At 60.2% G+C, this 21382-nt stretch carries 19 protein-coding genes; 12 read left to right on the top strand and 7 right to left on the bottom strand.

Annotated features, from left to right (window positions below):
- The first annotated feature begins 10 nt into the window (after positions 1-10).
- The 10 genes from tssC (at position 11) to BLR20_RS02020 (ending at position 11576) form a co-directional block, all read left to right on the top strand.
- Positions 11-1498 (top strand): type VI secretion system contractile sheath large subunit, encoded by a 1488-nt coding sequence (gene tssC, locus BLR20_RS02060; RefSeq protein ID WP_010430711.1) that lies wholly within the window; start codon positions 11-13, stop codon positions 1496-1498.
- 76 nt (positions 1499-1574) lie between these two features.
- Positions 1575-2072, top strand: coding sequence for an Hcp family type VI secretion system effector (locus BLR20_RS02055; RefSeq protein WP_003382818.1), 498 nt, complete (start codon positions 1575-1577; stop codon positions 2070-2072).
- A 15-nt stretch (positions 2073-2087) separates the two neighbouring features.
- A complete protein-coding gene (tssE, locus tag BLR20_RS02050; protein ID WP_010430708.1) occupies positions 2088-2537 on the top strand; it encodes a type VI secretion system baseplate subunit TssE in 450 nt (149 codons plus the stop codon).
- The gene (gene tssF / locus BLR20_RS02045; protein ID WP_010430705.1) at positions 2521-4317 is read left to right on the top strand and encodes a type VI secretion system baseplate subunit TssF; all 1797 of its coding nucleotides are present in this window, start codon (positions 2521-2523) and stop codon (positions 4315-4317) included. Before tssE ends, tssF begins: the two co-directional genes overlap by 17 nt.
- Entirely contained in the window at positions 4281-5300 is a 1020-nt protein-coding gene (gene tssG / locus BLR20_RS02040; protein WP_010430703.1) for a type VI secretion system baseplate subunit TssG, read from the top strand. The genes tssF and tssG overlap by 37 nt, the downstream gene beginning before the upstream one ends.
- Complete coding sequence (gene tssH / locus BLR20_RS02035) at positions 5300-7861, top strand: type VI secretion system ATPase TssH (RefSeq protein ID WP_054992986.1); 2562 nt, start codon at positions 5300-5302, stop codon at positions 7859-7861. The genes tssG and tssH overlap by 1 nt, the downstream gene beginning before the upstream one ends.
- Positions 7862-7891: 30 nt before the next feature.
- Positions 7892-8542, top strand: a complete 651-nt coding sequence (locus BLR20_RS27695; protein WP_010430699.1) for an endonuclease/exonuclease/phosphatase family protein — start codon at positions 7892-7894, stop codon at positions 8540-8542.
- Positions 8543-8582: 40 nt separating this feature from the next.
- Complete coding sequence (locus BLR20_RS02030) at positions 8583-8960, top strand: hypothetical protein (RefSeq protein WP_025990933.1); 378 nt, start codon at positions 8583-8585, stop codon at positions 8958-8960.
- A gap of 55 nt (positions 8961-9015) precedes the next feature.
- On the top strand, positions 9016-11022 hold the full coding sequence (locus BLR20_RS02025; RefSeq protein WP_010430692.1) for a type VI secretion system Vgr family protein: 2007 nt from the start codon (positions 9016-9018) through the stop codon (positions 11020-11022).
- A gap of 11 nt (positions 11023-11033) precedes the next feature.
- The gene (locus BLR20_RS02020) at positions 11034-11576 is read left to right on the top strand and encodes a toxin-antitoxin system YwqK family antitoxin (protein ID WP_054992987.1); all 543 of its coding nucleotides are present in this window, start codon (positions 11034-11036) and stop codon (positions 11574-11576) included.
- 7 nt (positions 11577-11583) lie between these two features.
- On the opposite strand, the gene BLR20_RS02015 is transcribed toward BLR20_RS02020, so the two are convergent.
- Entirely contained in the window at positions 11584-11979 is a 396-nt protein-coding gene (locus BLR20_RS02015; RefSeq protein ID WP_054992988.1) for a DUF4280 domain-containing protein, read from the bottom strand.
- Between the two features lie 122 nt (positions 11980-12101).
- On the opposite strand from BLR20_RS02015, the gene BLR20_RS02010 reads away from it, so the two are divergent.
- A complete protein-coding gene (locus BLR20_RS02010) occupies positions 12102-12500 on the top strand; it encodes a hypothetical protein (RefSeq protein WP_010430683.1) in 399 nt (132 codons plus the stop codon).
- A 61-nt stretch (positions 12501-12561) separates the two neighbouring features.
- Positions 12562-13047, top strand: a complete 486-nt coding sequence (locus BLR20_RS02005) for a GNAT family N-acetyltransferase (protein ID WP_054992989.1) — start codon at positions 12562-12564, stop codon at positions 13045-13047.
- 73 nt (positions 13048-13120) lie between these two features.
- On the opposite strand, the gene BLR20_RS28215 is transcribed toward BLR20_RS02005, so the two are convergent.
- The 6 genes from BLR20_RS28215 to BLR20_RS01975 form a co-directional block, all read right to left on the bottom strand.
- Positions 13121-13246 (bottom strand): hypothetical protein, encoded by a 126-nt coding sequence (locus BLR20_RS28215; RefSeq protein WP_003315538.1) that lies wholly within the window; start codon positions 13244-13246, stop codon positions 13121-13123.
- Positions 13247-13301: 55 nt separating this feature from the next.
- Positions 13302-14789 (bottom strand): chemotaxis protein CheW, encoded by a 1488-nt coding sequence (locus tag BLR20_RS01995; protein ID WP_054992990.1) that lies wholly within the window; start codon positions 14787-14789, stop codon positions 13302-13304.
- Complete coding sequence (locus BLR20_RS01990; protein ID WP_032614643.1) at positions 14786-16912, bottom strand: methyl-accepting chemotaxis protein; 2127 nt, start codon at positions 16910-16912, stop codon at positions 14786-14788. Before BLR20_RS01990 ends, BLR20_RS01995 begins: the two co-directional genes overlap by 4 nt.
- A gap of 758 nt (positions 16913-17670) precedes the next feature.
- Entirely contained in the window at positions 17671-19341 is a 1671-nt protein-coding gene (locus BLR20_RS01985; RefSeq protein ID WP_202907609.1) for an amidase, read from the bottom strand.
- An 88-nt stretch (positions 19342-19429) separates the two neighbouring features.
- Complete coding sequence (locus tag BLR20_RS01980; protein WP_003407311.1) at positions 19430-20062, bottom strand: ANTAR domain-containing response regulator; 633 nt, start codon at positions 20060-20062, stop codon at positions 19430-19432.
- Positions 20059-21207: a transporter substrate-binding domain-containing protein gene (locus tag BLR20_RS01975; protein ID WP_004412535.1), complete on the bottom strand. Its 1149-nt coding sequence runs from the start codon at positions 21205-21207 to the stop codon at positions 20059-20061. Before BLR20_RS01975 ends, BLR20_RS01980 begins: the two co-directional genes overlap by 4 nt.
- Between the last annotated feature and the right edge of the window lie 175 nt (positions 21208-21382).

Raw genomic sequence — 21382 nt, 5'->3', positions numbered from 1 at the left:
AGGATTAACCATGGCCAAGTCACCCAGCGCTGAGAGTCAAGGCAGCGAAGGCAATACCCAGACCCTGACGTTACTGGACAAGATCATCGCCGAAGGACGCATGGCGCATGACGACAGCCAGCAGGGTTACGCTCGAGACATGCTTGCAGAGTTCGCCACCCAGGTGCTGGACGAGGGCATGGCGATCGATAAAGATACGGTCGCCATGATCAACGAGCGCATCGGCAAGATCGACTCGTTGATCAGCGACCAGCTCAATGAAATCCTGCACCACGAAGACGTGCAGAAGCTGGAGGCTTCATGGCGCGGCCTGCATGCGCTGGTCAAGAACACTGAAACCGGCACCCGCCTGAAACTGCGTCTGCTCAATGTGTCGCAGAAAGAGCTGCAGACTGACCTGGAAAAAGCCGTCGAGTTTGACCAGAGCGCGCTGTTCAAGAAGATCTACGAAGAAGAGTACGGCACCTTCGGTGGTCACCCGTTCAGCGTACTGGTCGGCGACTTCACATTCGGCCGCCATCCGCAGGACATCGGCTTGCTGGAAAAACTCTCCAGCGTTGCCGCCGCTGCCCACGCACCGTTCATTGCTGCGGCCAGCCCACGGCTGTTCGACATGAGCAGTTTTACCGAGCTCTCGGTCCCGAGAGACCTGGCGAAAGTGTTCGAAAGCCAGGAACTGATCAAGTGGCGCTCATTCCGCGAAAGCGAGGATTCGCGCTACGTGTCGCTGGTGCTGCCGCATTACCTGTTGCGCCTGCCCTACGGCCCGGACACCAATCCGGTCGAAGGCATGAACTTCGTCGAGAACACCACTGGCACCGACCACAGCAAATACCTGTGGGGCAATGCCGCCTGGGCACTGACCCAGCGCATCACCGAGGCCTACGCCAAATACGGCTGGTGCGCAGCAATTCGTGGCGCTGAAGGCGGTGGCGCGGTCGAAGGCTTGCCTGCGCATACCTTCCGCACCAGTTCGGGTGATCTGTCGCTCAAGTGCCCGACCGAAGTGGCCATTACCGACCGCCGCGAAAAAGAACTCAACGACCTGGGATTCATCTCGCTTTGCCACAAAAAGAACAGCGACGTTGCGGTGTTCTTCGGTGGGCAGTCCACCAACAAACCGCGGCTGTACAACACCAGCGAGGCCAACGCGAACGCGCGCATCTCGGCAATGTTGCCCTACGTATTGGCGGCGTCACGCTTTGCCCATTACCTGAAAGTGATCATGCGCGACAAGATCGGCAGCTTCATGACCCGCGACAATGTCCAGACCTACCTCAACAACTGGATCGCGGACTACGTGCTGATCAACGACAACGCCCCTCAGGAAATCAAGGCGCAGTATCCGCTGCGCGAAGCACGCGTTGATGTCACCGAAGTGGCCGGCAAGCCGGGCGCGTATCGGGCAACGGTGTTCCTGCGTCCGCACTTCCAGCTTGAAGAGCTGACCGCGTCGATTCGTCTGGTCGCCACCCTGCCTCCTCCGGCAGCGGCCTGACCTGAAGCCCTGCGGGCCTCGATAGCCCGCAGGCACCTACCTTCCTATCTGGTTTTCACTGCAGGAGCTACACGCGATGGATGCGATCATTCTCGATCTGGGCGACGAGATCAAAGGCGACAGTTTGCTGGAAGGTTACAAGGACAAGATCGAAATCATGTCCTACAGCCACAACGTGGCCATGCAAGTTACAAACGACGTCAGCAACTCCGAGCGGACTTCGGGCAAGCCGCATATCGGCGAGTTCACCCTGACCAAGTTCGTCGACAGCTCCACCCCGACCCTCAACAGCTATTGCTGCGCTGGCAAGCCGATCCCCAAGGCAACCATCGTCATCGGGCGCAACGCTGCAGAAGGCAGTGGTCAGCTCATGGCGTTCATCACCTACACGCTGGACAACGTGGTGCTGTCCAACGTCAGTGTCAGCGGCGGCACGGGCGGCAAGCCGGTCGAAACCCTGTCGCTGAACTTCACCAAGATCAAGTGGGAGCTGACCGCCCAGAAGGACGACGGCACCAAGGAAGGCGTGGCCGGCACCAGCTGGGACATGGCCGCCAACAAGAAAGCCAGTTAAGGACGGCCGCCCGTCATGCCCGGCACAGGCATCCGCCCGCTGTTGTTCGAGCGTCTGGCGTTCAGCGAGGACGAGTCGCAGCGCCCTACGTTTCTCGACCGGGAGGCGCTGGCCGACTCAGTGCGCAGCGAACTGCTGCGCCTGCTCAACACCCGCCGGGCGGCGCCCGACATGACGTCACCGCCGACTCTGCTCGATTACGGAATCGCCGACTGGAGCAGTTTGCACGCCAGCAACAGTGACGATCGGCGGCGCATGACCCGTGAAATACGCGCCGCGATCAGTCATTTCGAGCCACGCCTGCAACTGACCGATGTCGATGTTCAGCCGGTGCCCGGACATCCACAGCGATTGGGCATCCGCCTCGCCGGCATACTGCGCAACGACCGCCAGCAATGGCCCGTGGCATTTGTCCTGCACACGTCCGAGGCAGGCATGGAGGTGAGCCATGAGCGATTCGATTGACCCGCAACTGCTCGATTATTATCAGCGCGAACTCACCTGGCTGCGGCATGCCGGTGGTGTGTTCGCCAATCGTTACCCAAAAGTCGCTAGGCGTCTGGAGCTGTCCCCCGGCGAAAGCCAGGACCCGCATGTGGAACGCCTGCTGGAGGGCTTTGCGCTGCTCGCCGCACGCCTGCAAAGGCGGCTTGATGACGACTATGCGGAATTCAGTGACGCCCTGCTCGAACAGCTTTACCCCTTGTCACTGCGGCCACTGCCGTCATGCACGGTGGTGCGTTTCGAGCCTGACCCGGCCAAAGGCAACCTGGCCTCCGGCTACGACCTGCCGCGCGATACACCGCTTTTCGTGACCACCGTTCAGGGCGAAACCATCCACTTTCGCACCTGTGCCAAGGCAACCCTGTGGCCGGTGCAGATCAGTGAAGCGCTGCTGCTGAGCGCCGAAGAAGCCCAGGCGCTGACCGGCGTGGCGCAGGCACGCTCGGCATTGCGCCTGACCCTAGATTGCCTGGGCGAAAAGACTACCTGGGCACAGCTGACGCTGCAGCACCTGCGCCTGCACCTGAACGCCTCACCGGTGGTCAACGCCGTGCTTTATGACCTGCTCGGCGCTCACACCGTCAAGGTGCTGAGTGGCGCGCCGGGCAGTCTTCCCACGGCCGAGGCGACGCTGCCCGTCGTCGTCGGTTTTGCCGATGACCAAGCCCTGCTCCCCGAAGAAGATGGGGTACATCCCGGCAGGCGTCTGATCGCCGAATATTTCGCCTTCCCGGAAAAATTCAACTTCTTTGATATTCCCTTGCACGCCACACACGTCCACGGTCAGACGCTGTACCTGTACCTGGTCTTCGACCGCGCCCCGCAGGCCCGTCTGCACTTGCAGGCCAGCGATATTGCGCTGGGCTGCACACCGGCGATCAACCTGTTCCCGCGTACTTCGGAGCCGGTCAGACCCGACGGTACGCAGAGCGAATACCGCCTGGTGGCAGACAGTCACCGCGAAAACAGCGTAGAAATTCACAGCATCCGTGGCATGCGGGCCAGCTCGCCAAGAGGCGTCAGCCGTGTATCCGCCTATTACGGCAGCCAACACCGGCAAGGTGACAGCCCGCTTTACTGGCACGCGCGGCGCATCAACGGTCTGACACCCAATCGTCTGGGCAGCGATCTGCTGATCAGCCTGGTCGACACTCACTTCGACCCTGTGCGCGACACCCCGGATTACACCCTGACCGCCGAACTGCTCTGCACCAATCGGTATCTGGCGCAGAGCCTGATCGCCGGAACCGTACTGAGCTTCGAACGCCCCGGCCCAGTGGCTCGCGCCAGCATCATCAACCCACCCAGTTCGCAAAGCGCACCCCATTTGAATGGTGAATCGCGTTGGCGTCTGGTGTCGCAACTGACCCTCAACCACTTGTCATTGGTGGAGGGCCCCAAGGCACTCGAAGCGCTCAAGGAAATCCTGGGGCTGCATAACCTGCGCGACGAAGCCAGCGCACGTCGACAGATCGACGGGCTGCAAAGGCTGAGCTGCGAGCGGGTCGTCGCGCAGGTCGGTGAAGACGCCTGGCGCGGCTGGCGCAACGGGCTGGAAGTCAGCCTGGAACTGGACCCTGAGCATTTCGTGGGCAACAGCGCGGTGCTTTTTTCCGCCGTGCTGGCCCAGTTTTTCTCGCTCTACGCCACCGCTAATCGCTTCGTGCGCACGGTGCTGATCAGCGCCGACAAGGAGGTCATGGTATGGAAACCGCAAGCCGGAATGCCGCTGTCCCTCTAAGCACAACGCTGCGCCGGACACCGCAGGCCTTTGAGCTGTTGCAGGCGCTGCTGGTGCTGGAGCGCGAGCAGCCCCAGGCGGCGTCTCTGGGCACAGGTACATCGCCGCATGCCGAAGCTGTCAGACTGCGCGGCCCGCTGACACCGGTCTTCGCCTCCAGTCAGATTGAAAGCCTGCTTCAAGAGCACGACCAACAGACGGTGCTGACCACGCCGGTGTTCGGCCTTGGCGGCCCGGACGGCCCGCTGCCCTACGCCTTTCAGGAATGGCTGCAGCAACGGGCCCGCGCCAAAGATCACGCGCCCGCAGAATTCCTCGACCTGTTCCACCACCGTCTGCTCAGCCTGCTTTACCGGATCTTGCGCAAACACCGAATTGCAGCGGGCTATTCAGTGCCATCGGCCAGCCCGGTTCAGGCGCAACTGCGGGCATTGACCGGCCTGCTGCCAAAGCCTGTGCAGGAGCGCCAGGCACTGCCGGACGCTGCCATTCTGGCCCGCAGTGCACTGTTTGCCGATGAGCGCCGGTCGCTGGCAGGCTTTGCCGCCATCGTCCGCCAACACTTTCTGGTTCCCGTACAGCTCAGCGCTTACGAGGGCGCATGGCGCGACATTCCTGCCGCCAGCCGCAGCCGCCTCAAGCCAGGCGGGCGCAACCTGACACTGGGTAGCAGCGCCATCGCCGGCACCCGCGTCTGGGATGAGCACGCGGGCGTGCGCCTGACCCTCGGCCCATTGAGCAACGAGCAGGCCGACAGCCTGCTGCCCGATGGCACGGCGCATCAACAACTGGCCGGGTTTGCCGCGCAGTATTTCGGCCCCGATCTCGACTGCGCACTGACGTTGCTGGTGGCAGGCGCTCAACCGATGGTAATGGACCGCGAGCAACCGCCCGCCCTCAACTGGAACCTGGGCCTGCATCGCCAGCCCACGTCACAGCAGCAACGCATCGACACGTACCTGCGCCAGACGGAGATCGGCTGATGGAGCTTGGCAGCCTGATCGCGCGCCTTAACGGTGAGAGCAAAAACGCGCTGCAACGCGCCGCGCAACGCTGCCTGCAACGGGGTCATCACTACGTCGAAATCGAACACCTGCTGCTCGAACTGCTGGATATCGAAGGCGGTGACTTTGCCTGCCTGCTGCCAAGATTCGGTCTGGAGCGCGATGCCCTGACGGCGGAGATCAACAAGGCGCTGGAACTGTTCAGGTCCGGCAGCACCCGTACCCCGGCGCTGTCGGTGCACACCATCGGCCTGCTGGAAGACACCGTGGTGCAGGCCAGCGTCATGGGCCAGCAAAGCATTCGCTCGGGCCTGTTGCTGGTGGCGCTGCTGGACCGCGACGAGCGTCGCAGCCTGCTCCTCAGTAGCGCACCTTTATTGCTGCGCATTCCGCGCGAAGCACTGCGCAACAATCTTCTGGAATGGACGCAGGCATCTCGCGAACACACCGCCAGCGTTCTGGCAGGCCAGCCCGGCAACGCCACAGCAAAAGCGAGCGAGGATTCAACCCTCGATCAATACACTCAGGACTTGACCGCTGACGCGCACGCCGGACGCATCGACCCCATCGTCGGGCGCGACGGTGAAATCCGCCAGTGCATCGACATTCTGCTGCGGCGTCGCCAGAACAACCCGATTCTGGTCGGTGCGCCGGGGGTGGGTAAAACCGCCGTGGTCGAAGGTCTGGCGTTGCGCATTGCCGCAGGTGATGTACCGCCCTCGTTGCAGGACGTCAGCCTGCGTGTGCTTGATCTGGGCCTGTTGCAGGCCGGCGCAGGGGTCAAAGGCGAGTTCGAGCAACGCCTGAAAAGCGTCATCGATGCGGTACGCAGTGCGGAGAAACCGATCATCCTGTTCATCGACGAGGCTCACACCTTGATAGGCGCAGGCGGCGCCGAAGGTGGCAGCGACGCCGCCAACCTGCTCAAACCAGCCTTGGCGCGTGGCGAGCTGCGCACCCTGGCGGCCACCACCTGGCTGGAATACAAAAAGTATTTCGAAAAAGACCCGGCACTGGCCCGGCGTTTTCAGTTGGTGCAAGTCGAGGAGCCGGACGAAGCCACTGCTGTGGAAATGCTCCGTGGCGTGGCGAGCAAACTGGAGCAGCATCACGGTGTCCAGGTGCTCGATGCGGCGATTCTGGACGCCGTGAAACTTTCTCACCGTTACATTTCCGGGCGACAGCTACCGGACAAGGCCATCAGCGTGCTGGACACCGCCTGCGCACGTGTCGCCCTCGGCCAGCACGACGTGCCGCCGCCGCTGGAAAGCCTGCGCCACCGCCAGCAAAGCCTCAAGGAAGAAGTCGAACGGCTGCGTCGCGAACAGGCCACCGGTCTGGACCACCGTGAGCGTATCAATGCGCTGGAGCGTGAGTCGGTCAGCAATCAACAGGCCATTCGCGAGCTGGAGGTGCGCTGGGTCGAAGAGCGCGAAGCGGTACGCGAATTACTGGAAACCCGTCGCGAGTTGCTTGCCTTGAGCGAACGCATGGATGCCAATACCGATATCGAAAAACGCGACCCGGACACCGATGGCCGCATCGATTACCTGGCCTCAGAACTGGTGCGTCTGGAGGCGGGTCTGGACGCCATTCGCCAGGATGATCCGCTGGTGCCGGAACAGGTCGACAGTAAAACCGTCGCTGCGGTGATCGCCGGCTGGACCGGTATTCCGGTGGGCAAGATGCTCGCCGATGAAGCCCATGCCGTGCGCAACCTGGCGCAGCGCATGGGCCAGCGGGTCATGGGCCAGAAAGCTGCGCTGGACACCATCGCCCAGCGCCTGCAAGCCTACCGCGCCGGACTGACCGACCCGCAGAAACCGGTCGGCGTGTTCCTGCTGCCCGGCCCGACCGGCGTCGGCAAGACCGAGACTGCCTACGCCCTGGCCGACGCCCTGTATGGCGGTGAGCGTAACCTGATCAGCATCAACCTTTCCGAATACCAGGAAGCCCACACCGTCAGCCAGCTCAAAGGCGCGCCGCCCGGCTACGTCGGCTACGGCACCGGCGGCGTGCTCACCGAAGCCGTACGACGCAAGCCCTATTCCGTGGTGCTGCTCGACGAAATCGAAAAAGCACACCCGGACGTACTGGAAGCCTTCTACAACGTCTTCGACAAAGGCGTCATGGAAGACGGCACCGGTCTGGTCGTGGACTTCAAAAACACCGTGATGCTCGCCACCAGCAACGTCGGCGCCGAACTGATCCTCGACACCCCCACCGCACAACTGGACAGCGATGCTTTCAATGAACGCCTGCACACAGCTCTATTAAAAGCCTTCCGCCCCGCCTTCCTGGCACGCATGACCGTAGTGCCCTATCGCCCGCTGGATGAAGCGACGCTGGAAGGGATCGTGCTGGCCAAACTGGAGAAGTTGCGCGTGCGATACAAGGCTGCGACGGGCAAGCAGTTTGATTTTGATAACGGGATCGTCAAGGCCGTGCTGGCGAAGTGCAGCGGGGCCGGGGCCAGGGATATTGAAAATGTGTTGATGAAACAGGTGACTGGGAAGTTGGCGGAGTGGGTGTTGGAGTGATTTTTTGATCGTATTGTGTGGGAGCTATATATGCTGACATGTGTGACATGGAATACTCAAGGCAGTAACGGGGTAGAGAAAAGCGTTGAGAGTCTGTTTCTAAACGGTGTGGATATCATCTTTTTACAGGAATCCGCCGAGTCAGGGGACGTGATCGGTAATACTTATGACTTCCAAGGTCATACCGGAAGCCACAGCAGGCCTGGCGTGCTATATCAGGGTGCCCGCGCCCGATGGCATGGCGGTTATCAAGGTGCAACCAGCATTGTACTGCGTCAAAATCTGGCAATGACGCCCTCACAAGTTATCCCCCACCCCGACGGCGTCAGTCGTGGCGTGCTTTATACAACGATACAGCGCGGCCTGCAGACACTACATCTTTGCTCTGTCCACGCATGGTCTCCAAATGGCAATGATTGGGACCTCATTCACAACAATATGATGAGTCAAGTCATTGCAGTTGCTGGAGCCAATCCCATTATCGTTGGAGGAGATTTCAACCAGGCTGCTAACAGATCTGCCATCGGGCAGTGGGCGATCCCGGGAGGATCACATTTTGGAGGCGGCTCACTCGATGGATTCTGGCTCTACAACTTCGTAGCTAATCCGGTAACCGGTATGGGCCTGTATGGATCAGAAAAAGGTGATCATTTTCCTGCCTGGGTGAACATAAATATATGAGCCTGTCTGTCTACCTCACCGAATGACCTAGGAAACCATCATGCCTCATTTCAGATATCACTGCGATAACTGCGGAAAAACATACATTGGTCAAGAGCTTAACACGGCAATGTTGTGCCTCTGCACACCCCCCCGAAAAATACAGGGACAGCTCCAGCAAACACCACTGTCAGATGCGCTTCTCGAAATGCTGGACATCGGAAGCGCATCCAAATTGCGGGCTTCACTTTGCCAAAGCTGGGGCATTCCGAATAAATCACATGCTACCCACGGAAGTAACTTCTCCACGAACCAGAGAGTAGTTGATCTGATTCTGGATATCGTTGCACCTGTCACAGGTGGGCTACGCACGACCGTCCGCAATCTAATCATTTCAAAGTATAAATACGACATTGATAGCAAAGAGATGCTTGGCTGACCCTGCCAAACAATATTCATCACGGGAGTTCCCGTCATCGTCTTGAGATAAGTTCATGCCCCGCCCAACCGACACCACAACCACCCTCTCCCTGACCGGCACAGCCCTCACCGCGCTGTACCCGGAGTCGGTCAGCGGCGAGGAATCCCTCAACAACCTTGGCCAGCAGGTACTACATGGCCAGTGCGATGCGCCGTTGACGCTGACCACGGCTATTGCTTCTCACGTCACCCTGACCCTGCACAACGACGCGATGCAGCGCCCGCTGGATGCGCTGGTTGCAGAGATTCGTCAGTTGCCGGCGGACGCTTCGGCAGACCGTTATCAAGTGCTGTTGCGGCCGTGGTTATGGTGGTTGACGTTGGCGAGCAACAACCGGGTGTTTCAGAATCTGGCGACGTCGGACATTGTCACGTCGATCTTCACCGCTCACGGTTTCAGTGATTTCAAGCTGTCGCTGACCGGCAGTTACACGCCTCGCGAGTATTGCGTGCAGTACGGCGAGACGGATTTCGCGTTTGTCTCGCGATTGCTGGAAGAAGAAGGAATTTTCTGGTTCTTCACCCATGACTCAGGCAAGCACACGCTGGTGCTGGCGGACAGTAACGATGCATTCCCGCCGCTGCCCAATGGCCCGGCGGTAAAGTATCTGGGCCAGCAGATGGGCGATCGGGAGTTGCACGGGATTCGTTCCGGGCAACTGGTGTTACAGGCGGTTTCCGGGGTCTACTCGGCGACTGATTATGCCTTTGCCACGCCTGCAACGTCGCTGTACAGCAAAGCCGAAGCCAAGGCCGGACCGCTGTCGATGTATGAGCATCCGGGAGGTTATATCGCCAAGGCTCAGGGCGACGCACTGACCAAGCAACGGGTTGATGGCCTGCGTAGCCAGGAGCAACGTCTTGTTGGCGAAAGCGATTGCCGTTGGCTGGTGCCGGGGCACTTTTTCACCCTCGGCGGGCATGACGATGCAACCCTGAATATCGACTGGGTTGTGACGGCGGTGAGTCACGAAGCCAACCATGAAAGCTATCGCAATCGTTTCGAGGCCATTCCCAAGGCCACAGCCTATCGCCCGGTGCGTATAACGTCCAAGCCGCGCATGCATACCCAGACGGCCATCGTGGTCGGCAAGGCAGGCGAGGAAATCTGGACCGATGAATATGGCCGGATCAAGATCCAGTTCCCTTGGGATCGCGACGGCAAGCATGATGAAAGCAGTTCCTGCTGGGTGCGTGTGGTGCTGCCGTGGAGCGGCAAGGGCTTCGGCATGCAGTTCGTGCCGCGCATCGGCCAGGAAGTGATAGTCACCTTTATCGACGGCGACCCGGACCGGCCACTGGTCAGCGGCTGCGTGTACAACGGCGACAATGCCCTGCCCTATGCGCTGCCCGCCAATCAGACGCAATCGGGCATCAAGACCAACTCCTCAAAAGGCGGCGGCGGTTTCAACGAGCTGCGCTTCGAGGACAAGAAAGACGCCGAAGAGGTCTTCCTGCAAGCGCAGAAAGACTTCAAGACCAACGTGCTCAACGACACCACGGTCACCGTCGGCCACAATGAGACCCTGACGGTACAGAACGCCCGTACCCGCACGGTCAAGGAAGGCGACGAAACCGTCACGCTGGAAAAGGGCAAACGCAGTGTGGCCATCCAGACCGGCAGCGACACGCTGGACGTCAAAGATACCCGCAGCGTGACGGTCGGCGGCGACCAGACCCACAGCACAGGCGGCAATTACACCGACAAGGTCACTGGCAACTACAGCCTGAGCGTGGATGGCAACCTGACCATCAAGGTTACCGGCACCATCACCCTGGAAAGCGGCGGTAGTTTCGGCATTGAGAGTGGTGCCGATCTGGCGACGCAGGCCAGTACCGCCATCAGCCACAAGGCGGGAACAGCGCTGATCAATCAAGCCGGCACCACGCTGGATAACAAAGCAGGGACAACCCTGACCAACGACGCAGGCGTCAGCCTGATCAACAAGGCCAGCGCGTCACAGACCGTGGATGGTGGCGGCATGCTGACCCTCAAGGGCGGTCTGGTGAAAGTCAACTGAGGTGGACGGCAATGGCCGGATCTGAAGTGGTGGATGTACAAAGCGGTAACGCTCAACTGGCCGGACGACTTCATGACGGCAAACTGAACGGTCCTTTGCGAATCGAAGAAAACGGCCGGCCGCTGGCAAGTCTGAATTACAGTAATGGCGCGCTGCACGGCATGAGCCTTACCTACCATCCGAATGGCAAAGTGTCGGCGCAGTTACCCTATGTGAACGACAGACTGCACGGCATCGCGAGCTATTATTCGCCGGAAGGCCTTTTGCAGCGGCGCGCGACGCATCACAACGGGCTGCTGCACGGCGACGCCAGCATTCATTACCCCGACGGGCAGCCGGCAGAACTGGAGCATTACCGGGATGGCGTGCGAGACGGTCTGTATCGGCGCTTTCACAGCAACGGCAACGTTTCATTCGAAGCGCGCTATCTGAACGGTCAACAGCTCGATCAGCAACAGCAATTCGCCGAAGACGGCCGCCCGCTGGACGCGCAAGGCAAACCTGTCTCACGCCTGCGCTGGTGGTGGACGCAGCAGTCGGCTCCGGACGAATAACCGGAGCTCAGGGAATCAACATCTGCACCTGCCCCGGCATGGCAATCTTGATGACGCCGGCCCAGTTGCACATCAGGGTACTGTTGGCGTCGATAGCCGGCATATTGCCCAATAACACCGTCGGTGCGCCGCCTGGAATCCACGGCGTGGCAGTGGCAGGCATGCAGGGCATCGGGGTCAGCACACCCAGCGCGGCGGCTGTGGCAGCAGCGACCATCGGGTTGGCAATACTCATGCACATGCCGAAGGTGGGTACATTGACCAGTGGAATATGGTCCATGATCGTCGCCGCTGGCATGCCGCTGGTCAGCACGCGATTGACCGGCAACACATTCAAAACGGCCGGGGCTGCGCCGAAACTGCATTGCAGCACGGCACCGGCACAGACTTGCGGACAGGACATGGCGTGCACCTGAATGGATATCCAAGCAACATAGCGCACAGCGATAAGCGCCGCCAGCCGTGATGAAAATTGGCTGCGCAGACTATGGCCACACACCCTGATACATCGCTATGCTGGCCGCCATGAACCCGCCTGTCAAAATCCGAACCCCCTGCCCGCCCGGCGCTTGCGACTGCAAGCGCGAGCTGCTGGACGCGGAAGATGCAGACCTGCGGATTCTGCTGCTGACCCGCGACGCGGAAAAAACCCTGCTGGATCGCCTGGAGCGTATCGAAAGCCTGGAAGATCTGGAGCACATGCAGCGCAAGATTTCCCAGCAACTGGGCGTGCGTGTCGACGTCGCGCCGGGCTTCAACGAAGTGCGCACCATGCGCGGCATCAGCATTGTCGTCGAGGAAAAGGTCGGGCTGTGTCGCAAGACGCGTCAATCGATACCTGCCGCCATCCGCCGCGCGCTGGAGGCACGTCCACAGATCGCCTATCAGTTGCTCAACGCCAACGACCTGCTGCGCGACGCCTGACTATCGAGCGCCTGGCGAGTGCGGCTATCATGCTGCGCCCATTAGCCAAGGAGTGCCCTGCGTGTCCCTCGAAATCCGCCCAGCCATTGCCTCTGATGCCAGTCAGATTCTGGCGTTCATCACCGAACTTGCCATCTATGAACGCGCCGGGCACGAGGTCAAGGCCAGTGCCGACGATATTCAACGCAGCCTGTTCGCCGACAACGCACCTGCCAAGGCGCTGATGTGCCTGGATGACGGCAAGCCCGTTGGCTATGCCGTCTATTTCTACAGCTACTCGACCTGGCTGGGACGCAATGGTGTGTATCTGGAGGACCTGTATGTCACGCCGGAGAAACGCAGCATCGGCGCTGGACGCGCACTGCTTCGACATATCGCTCGCGAAGCGGTGGCCAACGATTGTGGCCGCCTGGAATGGAGCGTTCTGGACTGGAACGAGCCAGCCATCCAGTTCTACGAAGCCATCGGCGCGGCACCGCAAAGTGAATGGGTTCGTTACCGGATGGAGGGTGCCGGGTTGCTGGACTTCGCCAAGGGCGGCGACTGAAACACAAGGGCCTGATACGAAAACGCCCGGCCTGCAAAAGGCCGGGCGCTTCGGGAAAAGCATTCAACAGCTGTCAGCAAACCCCAGGCGGGATGCCGTCCTTGTTGAAGTCTTTCAGACGTTCCTTTTCCTCCGGCGTCGAATGCGCAGGCACATCGCTTTGCGGTTCCGGTTTTTTCTCGTCTTTCTTGTCAGTCATGGTCGTTGACTCCGCTGGTGGACACTCAAATAAGGCCACGCGCGGAGCATTCGGTTCAGACTGATTGCACGGCGCGGCGCTGATTGACGTTGCATTCCAGTTGCCTGGCCAGGCCCTGCAGATCGAGCAGGGTCGCGCGCCAACTGCGCTCCTGAGTGCCTACGCTGACCAGCGAACGGACCCGGTCATTGACCGAAATGCCCTTGCCGGTATTGGCTTGCCAGCCCTGTTCCAGCATGGCCGGATCGAACTGATTGAACGCGTCGATCGCATCCACGCGGTTCACTGCAAAACCAAAGCACAGCCGCTCGCCACGCACGATCAATACCCGCGACGCTTCACCCTGGACCTGCGCCCCTTCGCCCAGCAGGCTGCTCAGGCAGATCAGCGGCACCTGTTCGCCGCGCAGATTGAACTGCCCCAGCAAATGCGTTTCCGGCTGCGACAGGCCGATCAGTTGCGGCGGCATGCTCATGATCTCCACTATCTGACTCAGCGGTGCGACGAAGCGGGTCGGCGCATCGAACAACAGGCAGGCGTGGCGCAGCATGGCCTTAGTCACATCATGCGAAGCCTGGGCAGGTTTGACGTCATGCTGGTAAACCTGGGTGTAGCTTTTGACTTCCGGACGCTGCAACAGCATCGGATGGTCAAGCAGTAAGGCCTGCTGCCCCTCCTCCAGGTTCATTACCCCGGCCAGCAACTCTGGATGCGGCAGGCCGTAACCCGGTGCCGCCAACAGGCTGTCCGGATCCTGACGCTGAATGGCGACCATGCGGTCGTAGCCAAACCCGCACACCCGCCCGTCCGGCGCAGTCAACAGCAGTAACTGCGGCTTGGACGTCTGACGCTGATGGTCAAGGCCAAGCACCTCGGACAGATTGAGCGCCGGCACCTTGGTGCCACGCACCGAGGTGACGCCAAAGCAGCAGTCACTGGCAAAATCCGACGCCGTGATCTCGGGATCGTCCACTAACTCGGTCACAACGCTGGCATCGATACAGAAGTTACGGCCGTCGCACTCGAACACCAGGTAGTGCAGCAAGCGGCTCTTGGCGGCCAGCGCCTCGTCCTTGAGCACTTGCGCGTTCGGATCGGCAGCGAACAGTACGCCTGGCAAACCACTCATGAAGGCAAGGTCGAGCTTGTAGATCATCCGCGACTCTTCAGCGCCGAGCAGCAGAGAGGGCAGCAGCCCGACACTGCTGCCAGATGGTCCCAGCGGACTGAACTGAGAATCACGGGCCTTGAGAATGTCGCACACCGCGTCGATCGCCAGCCCGAGGTAACCACCGCCGTACTTGAGAATCGCCACCAGCGGCGTCGGCGAAGACATATCGCCGCCCTCCGCCAGTTGCGCCCGCAGGTCGACCAATGGCACCGGTTTGCCGCGCAAGGTAAACACCCCACGCAGCGCACCCCGGGTCAATGGATGAGGATGCAGATCAGCAGGCCAGTGCACGGCCTCCATCAACGCATCGGCAACCACCGCCAGGTACACACCATTGATCTGCACGACGCCATAGGCATTCAGGCTGCTCATGCAGGCTGTCCGATGGATACCTTGTCCAGAGTTTCGGTGTAGCCGGTCAGGTTGGCTTTATGCAGCTCGACGATCAGTGCTTCCACTTCCTGCGCCGACAGGCGTTGTTTCTCGGTCGCTGTGTTGATCCCGTCGATCGCCTGGGTGGTCTGCATCACGCCTTCCACGATGTGTTCGAAGGCTTCGCCGGCACTGCGCGAAATCTCGTTGCCCGACTCGATCCGGCTGACCGTTTCGAGAATCAGCTTGTTGATTTCCTTGGTCGCACGCGAGGACTTCTCGGCCAGCTTGCGCACCTCGTCGGCCACCACCGAGAATCCCAGGCCGTGCTCACCGGCCCGGGCCGCTTCGATAGCCGCGTTGAAGGCCAGCATGTTGGTCTGGCTGGCGATCTCGCTGATCACCTGAATGATGTCCTGAATGCCCTCGGCGGACTTGGCAATCATGCCCATCGCGTCGGATGCCTTGACCAGCGTCTGCGAACCGGCACTGGCCTGCTCACGCGTCATTCTGGCCAGATCGGTGGCCGTCTCGGTACTTTTTGCGACGTAGGAAATGGCGTTCATCAGTGCTTTCACCGAGTCGCCCATGGCGCGGGTCTTGGCCTCTATCGCCTGTTCCATCTCGACCTGACGGGTAATGTCAGAGGCGAATTTCACCACTTTGAACGGCAAGCCGTCGTGGTCGAAAATCGGGCTGTACGTCGCCTGAATCCAGATCTTCTGCCCGTACTTGCTGACACGCATGAAGCGCCCGGAGTAGAACTCGCCCTGCCCCAGCCCGTGCCAGAATTCACGGTACTCGGTGCCGCGCACGTATTCTTCCTCACAGAAGATACGGTGATGCTTGCCTTTGATTTCCAGCAGGCCGTAACCCAGCGCTTTGAGGAAGTTGGCATTGGCGGTGATGATGTTGCCGGCCATGTCGAATTCGATGACGGCCTGGGCGCGGTCGATGGCATTCACCTTGCCCTGGTCCTCGACGCTGGTTTCCTTGGCCACAGTTACGTCGAGCGCGAACTTGACGATCTTGTAGGGTTTGCCCTGTGCATCGAAGATCGGGTTGTAAGTCGCCTGAATCCAGATCTCCTTACCGTCCTTGCGCTTGCGCTTGTATTCGTTGGCGTCGTATTCGCCGCGCCCCAGCTTCTCCCAGAGCTCACGATACTGCAGGCTGCTGACGAATTCCTCGGAGCAGAACATGCGGTGGTGTTCGCCGACGATTTCGTCGAGATCGTAGCCGAATACCGCCAGGAAATTACGGTTGGCGTGCAGCACCTTGCCGGTCAGATCGAATTCGATCACCGCCTGGGAGCGCTCGATGGCCGTCACCTTGCCTGCGGACTCGGCTTGGCGAACGCGGCTCTCGGTGACATCGTTGGCGAACTTCACGACCTTGTAAGGACGACCATCCGGGTCAAGGATCGGGTTGTAAGTGGCGCTGATCCACAGCTCGCGACCGTTCTTGCCGATGCGCTTGTATTCCCCGGAGTCATACTCGCCACGTTCCAGCTTGGCCCAAAAGGCACGGTAGGCCGGACTGTTCAGGTAGTCGTCTTCGCAGAACATGCGATGGTGCTGACCCTGAATCTCGTCCAGACGATAGCCCAAGACCTTGAGAAAGTTTTCGTTGGCGTTGAGCACGCGACCGTTCAGGTCGAACTCGATGATGCCCTGCGAGCGATCAATGGCCGCGACCTTGCCTTCGTACTCGGCATTGGACTTGCGTTGCGCAGTGACGTCCGTGGCGAACTTCACCACCTTGAACGGATTGCCCTGCTCGTCGAACACCGGGTTATAAGTCGCCTGCAACCAGATCTCGCGCCCGTTCTTGCCTAGGCGCTTGTACTGCCCTTCGTCGAAAGCGCCCTTGCCCAGCTTTTCCCAGAACGCTGCATATTCGAGGCTCGACGCATGTTCCGGCGTGCAGAACATACGGTGATGCCGACCCTGGACCTCATCCAGCCGATAGCCGACGCAATCCAGAAAATTGGTGTTGGCCCGCAGGATATTGCCTTCGAGATCGAACTCGATCATCGCCTGGGAACGGTCAATGGCCGTCATCAGCGAGTGAAGATCAAGTTCCAGCCCGGCCCTGTGGGTGCTTTCAATAGTGGTCGACATGCGGAAATACTCTGCGAGTAAGCATCAATGGAAGTATTGTTATGAAGCGCCGGTCTCTGCGAGCCCTGTCAGACACACCGATGTGTGGACTATGAAGGCTGCCGATCAAGCCGGTTAATCGTCTTTCTCAATGCCGTCCATAGCGCGAACTGTCAGGCCGTCAGCGCTGGATGGAATGACCGACTCCACCTGGCAGGTAGCTGTAGTATTAACATCGGCATCAAACGGAACAGCTTTAGGACCGCTATTTCGCCATCACACAGACAGGCTGCCGGTCGTCAGCGAAGAGCGCTTCGAACACCACTCCTTTATCGACGTTGAACACCTCTTTTTCATCAGGCATAAAACCAGATGACAAGAATGACAGCGCCAGTCCAGCCCAGGGTCAGCAAGAAGGAAAGTCCAGCAAGACGCGGATCCATGGAACTCCTGTTCTAGAAGGCTTAGGTAGGCTGAGGGCTGCATACGTAGGCCTATATCGGCCGGATCACCGACATAACAATTATTTTCGTTACATTGGAGCACTGTAGACGTGCAGGTTTTGCCCTGGATCAATTTTTGTTCGTTGCGGGCCGGCCAGGTCCATGAGCAGGTCGCAGACCTAGCCGTGAGGGGCTGATAATCAAGGTTGGGGATGACGTGCAGGTCGTCAGTGCATTCTTCGCACCCGACCTGCTTTACAAGGCGCGGAGTGTTGAGGTGTCACGGATGCATACACACTCACATCGAGTAATGTATGCCCCGTTCAAACGCTGAACTCAAACACCCGGCGGCGTGGGAAACGCTCCGCGAGCACTTTCATAAGCCTGCGCGACACGCAACGCCAGGGCATCCTTGAAGCGTGGCGCAACGATCATCATGGCGACCGGCAGTCCCTCGGCCAGACCTGCGGGGACTGACGTGGCCGGGTGGCCGGTCAGGTCGAAAGGTGCAGTGTTGGCCAGCATGTTCAACGCGCTGTGCACGTACTCTTCAATCGGCGCGTCGGCGGCGGTCAGTGGGGTGGCCACGAACGGCATGGTCGGCATTACCAGCACGTCGAAGTGCTTGAAAGCTTCATCGTATTGGCGGGTGAGCTCCGGCACCAGCATCCGCGCCTTGGCGTAATAAGCACCGTGCAGGTTTTTCAGGCTGTAATGCCCGGTGAGTGCCGCGGAACGCACGCTGCTGGACAATGCATTGGCGTGTTCGCGACGTTTGGCGCCGAAGTAACTCATGATGTCGGGATCGTAGTACCCGTCGACGTTCATGCCATAACCGTTGCCTTGCAGCATCTGGTAGGCCGCGCCATCAGTGGCAATGACATTCCACATGTCCAGCGCCACTCCGCGGTGCCAGGGCGCACTGGCGTCACCGACCGTCGCACCGAGATCTTCCAGTCGCGCCACGGCGGCGCGAACCAGTGCATCAACCTGCGGCTCGGACATGCCGGGAATCGCAAACCCCTCACGCAGCAGACCTATTTTCAAGCCCGCAACGCCCTGATCGAGGGTCGCGACGCAGCTGACGGCTGGCGGGTTTTTCTGTCGTGAATCGAGCCCGTCGGCGCCGGCGATCACGTCGAGCATGATCGCGCAGTCGCGTACGTTGTTGGCCATCGGCCCGACATGGTCGATGGTCCGTTCAATCGGGAAGGCGCCGGTGTAAGGCACCAGGCTGTAGGTAGGTTTGTGTCCGACGATGCCGCTCCAGGCCGACGGCATGCGGATCGACCCACCCTGATCGCCACCGATGGCCATGTCCACCTCCTGCAGGGCGACCAGCACGGCGCTGCCGCTGGATGAACCGCCTGCGTTGCGGGTCAGGTCCCAGGGGTTTTTCACCGCGCCGGTGGCCGAGGTAAAACTGGCTCCGGAGAAACACAGGTCTTCGCATACCGACTTGCCGACGACCGTCGCACCGGCAGCCAGCAGGCGCCTGACCACCGTGGCGTCTTCGGACGGCACGTAACCATCAAGGCTCAGAGAGCCATTGGCCATGGGCACACCGGCCACCGAGACGTTGTCCTTGATGACCACCGTTCTGCCTGCCAGCGGGCCGCTGGCAGCACCGGCAATGTGTGTCTTGACGTACCAGGCCCCATGCAGGTTCTCGGCCGCAGCCGGCGTGCTGTGTTCGCGCAACGGCGCAGGCTGGGCGACATGGGCAGCGTACAGGGTATCAATGGCTTCGTAGGAACCCAGAGTTTCGTCTGCAAGACTGAGGAACGACTCCATCTGGCTGTCTGACAGGTCGTAGCCATGGTCCTGGGCGGCAATCAAAAAGTCGGCTTTGCTGGGGCGTTTTACGGACATGGTGTTCTCCAGATAACGGTAAGGACAGCCCGGGTTCAGGCAGTCATTGACTGGAGCCGCCTGCGCAGGGCGCACAGGCCTGGGCTCGATCCGGAGGACGTCGTTGTCCGCGCCGGTCGCCACGCGGTGTTCCATACCTGCCAGTTCAGGGCGTATGGCAACCGTCCGCGCAGAAGAGGATCAGGCCCTGGAGGGCCGACACTCGAAGCTTGTCTGCAAGCTGTCAGGAACAGGCTTGTTGAAACAGTTCATGGGCCTTGACCAGCGCCTCGGCGATTTTTTCCACCGGTTCGCGCTTGGCCATTGCCTGATCACGCAACGCGTTGTAGGCGTCCGTCTCGGACAGGCCCTTGGTTTCCATCAGGATGATCTTGGCCTGCTGCACGGTGCGCATGACCGCCATGCGCCCTTCCAGGCGCTTGACGTGTTTTTCCCGTTCCCGCGTCTTGCGGGCCTGGCTGAGGGTGATGGCCAGGGCGGTCAGCAGGCCGAACGACCGGACCGGCGACGGAATCACCGAACAGGCGTTGAGCTGCACCAGCGCCTCGACGATGATCGGGTTTTCATAGGCGATCACCGGAATGATCGGTGGCGTCGAGTGGTGCAGCAGCCAGGGCGTGTTGGTCGACAGGCTCTCCGGCGATACCGCCAGTACGATCACATCAGCCTCGCTGTGCAGACGCTCGGGGATCGGCCATTGCACCCGCACCTGACAACCGATGCGCTGCAACTGAGCGATCAGGTTGCGACCGTCTTCGTCATCGGGATGCATCACCAGCACGCTGATATCGCGCAGGTCCTTGATGCCGCCTGCACTGTCGTTGCGCAAACGTTTCTTGGCGGCACGCAGGGTCATGGACGCCTCCCGGTCAGGCTGGACCAGCCATTGAAGTCAGGCGCCACCGCATAAGGATCGGGCTTAAGCGCTTTCTGACTTTCGTAAAGGATGTCGAACTGCCCGTCGGCATTGGCACGGCCGATCCGCGAGTACAGGTAGGTATGGTGATTGTGCTCATCGATACGCACCCGTCCCTGCGGTGCGTCGTATTCCAGACCGCGCATGGTCTGCAACACACTCTCCACTTCGGTACTGCCTGCACGGGCGATCGCCTTGGCCAGCAGATGGACCTGAAAGTAAGCAGCCTCCCAGCAGCGGTCGGTCACCTGATGCTGGCCAAACATTTCCCGGTACTGGGCGATGCACTGGCGGTTGAGCGGCGTGTCGATCGACTGGAAATAGGTCGCTGCCGAAATGTGCCCGGTGCCCAGATGGACGCCCATCTGCTGAATATCGGTTTCGCTGGTGGTGACACTGGCGATCGGCATGACCGCAGGATCGAAACCGGCATCAGCGTAGGCCTGATACAGGTGCGCCATGGTGTCGCCGACCACTGTCGAAAAGATGAACGAGGGTTTCAGCTCCCTCGCCTTGACCATGAGCCTGGCGAAGTCCTCTGCCCTGGCGTTTTTCAGTGGCAAGTAGTATTCACCCAGCTTGCTGCCGCCCCGCTCGTAAAGCAGGTCGCTCATCAACCGGTTGGTTTCATACGGGTAGACATACTCGGAGCCGATCATCAGCACGCGACTGCCGAAGTGATCGAACATGTAGCTGCCCAGTGGCACTGCGTTGTGGTTCGGCGTGGCGCCGGTGTAAATGATGTTGCGCGAATACTCGAAGCCCTCGTAGTACACCGGATAGAGCAGCAATGCGTTGTAGCGTTCGACGACAGGCAATACGGCCTTGCGCGCCGCCGAGGTGTAGCAACCGAAGAAAAACCGCAGGTTCTCTTCGCGAATCAGCGATTCGACATGCATGGCAAACAGCGCAGGCGTGGAATCCGGGTTGCGGGTGATCAGTTCCAGAGGACGGCCATTCACGCCCCCGGCCGCATTGATCTGATGAATTGCAAACTGTGCGCCGCGCATTGTTGAACACTCACCGGCAGCGGTGACGCCGGTATTGGAAAACAGACCTCCTATGCGGATCGACGGGTCAGTCATGCCTATAAACCTTTCACGTGAGATGAGACGCCCGCAGGTGGCCGGGAGCCTGAAAAGAAGACTGAGCGAATAACCGTGGATTCAACGGTGGCTCTCAGGCGGTTGTGCCTGGGGCTGGCGTGACAGCAGTGTCAGGACCAGTCGTGCGAGGGGCCTTCCACACCTGCCGAGAATG

It is taken from the genome of Pseudomonas congelans (genome assembly GCF_900103225.1).
Taxonomy (GTDB): Bacteria; Pseudomonadota; Gammaproteobacteria; order Pseudomonadales; family Pseudomonadaceae; genus Aquipseudomonas; species Aquipseudomonas congelans.
The sequence above is the reverse complement of the archived record's forward strand: the minus strand, read 5'-3'. Positions and strand labels throughout refer to the sequence as shown.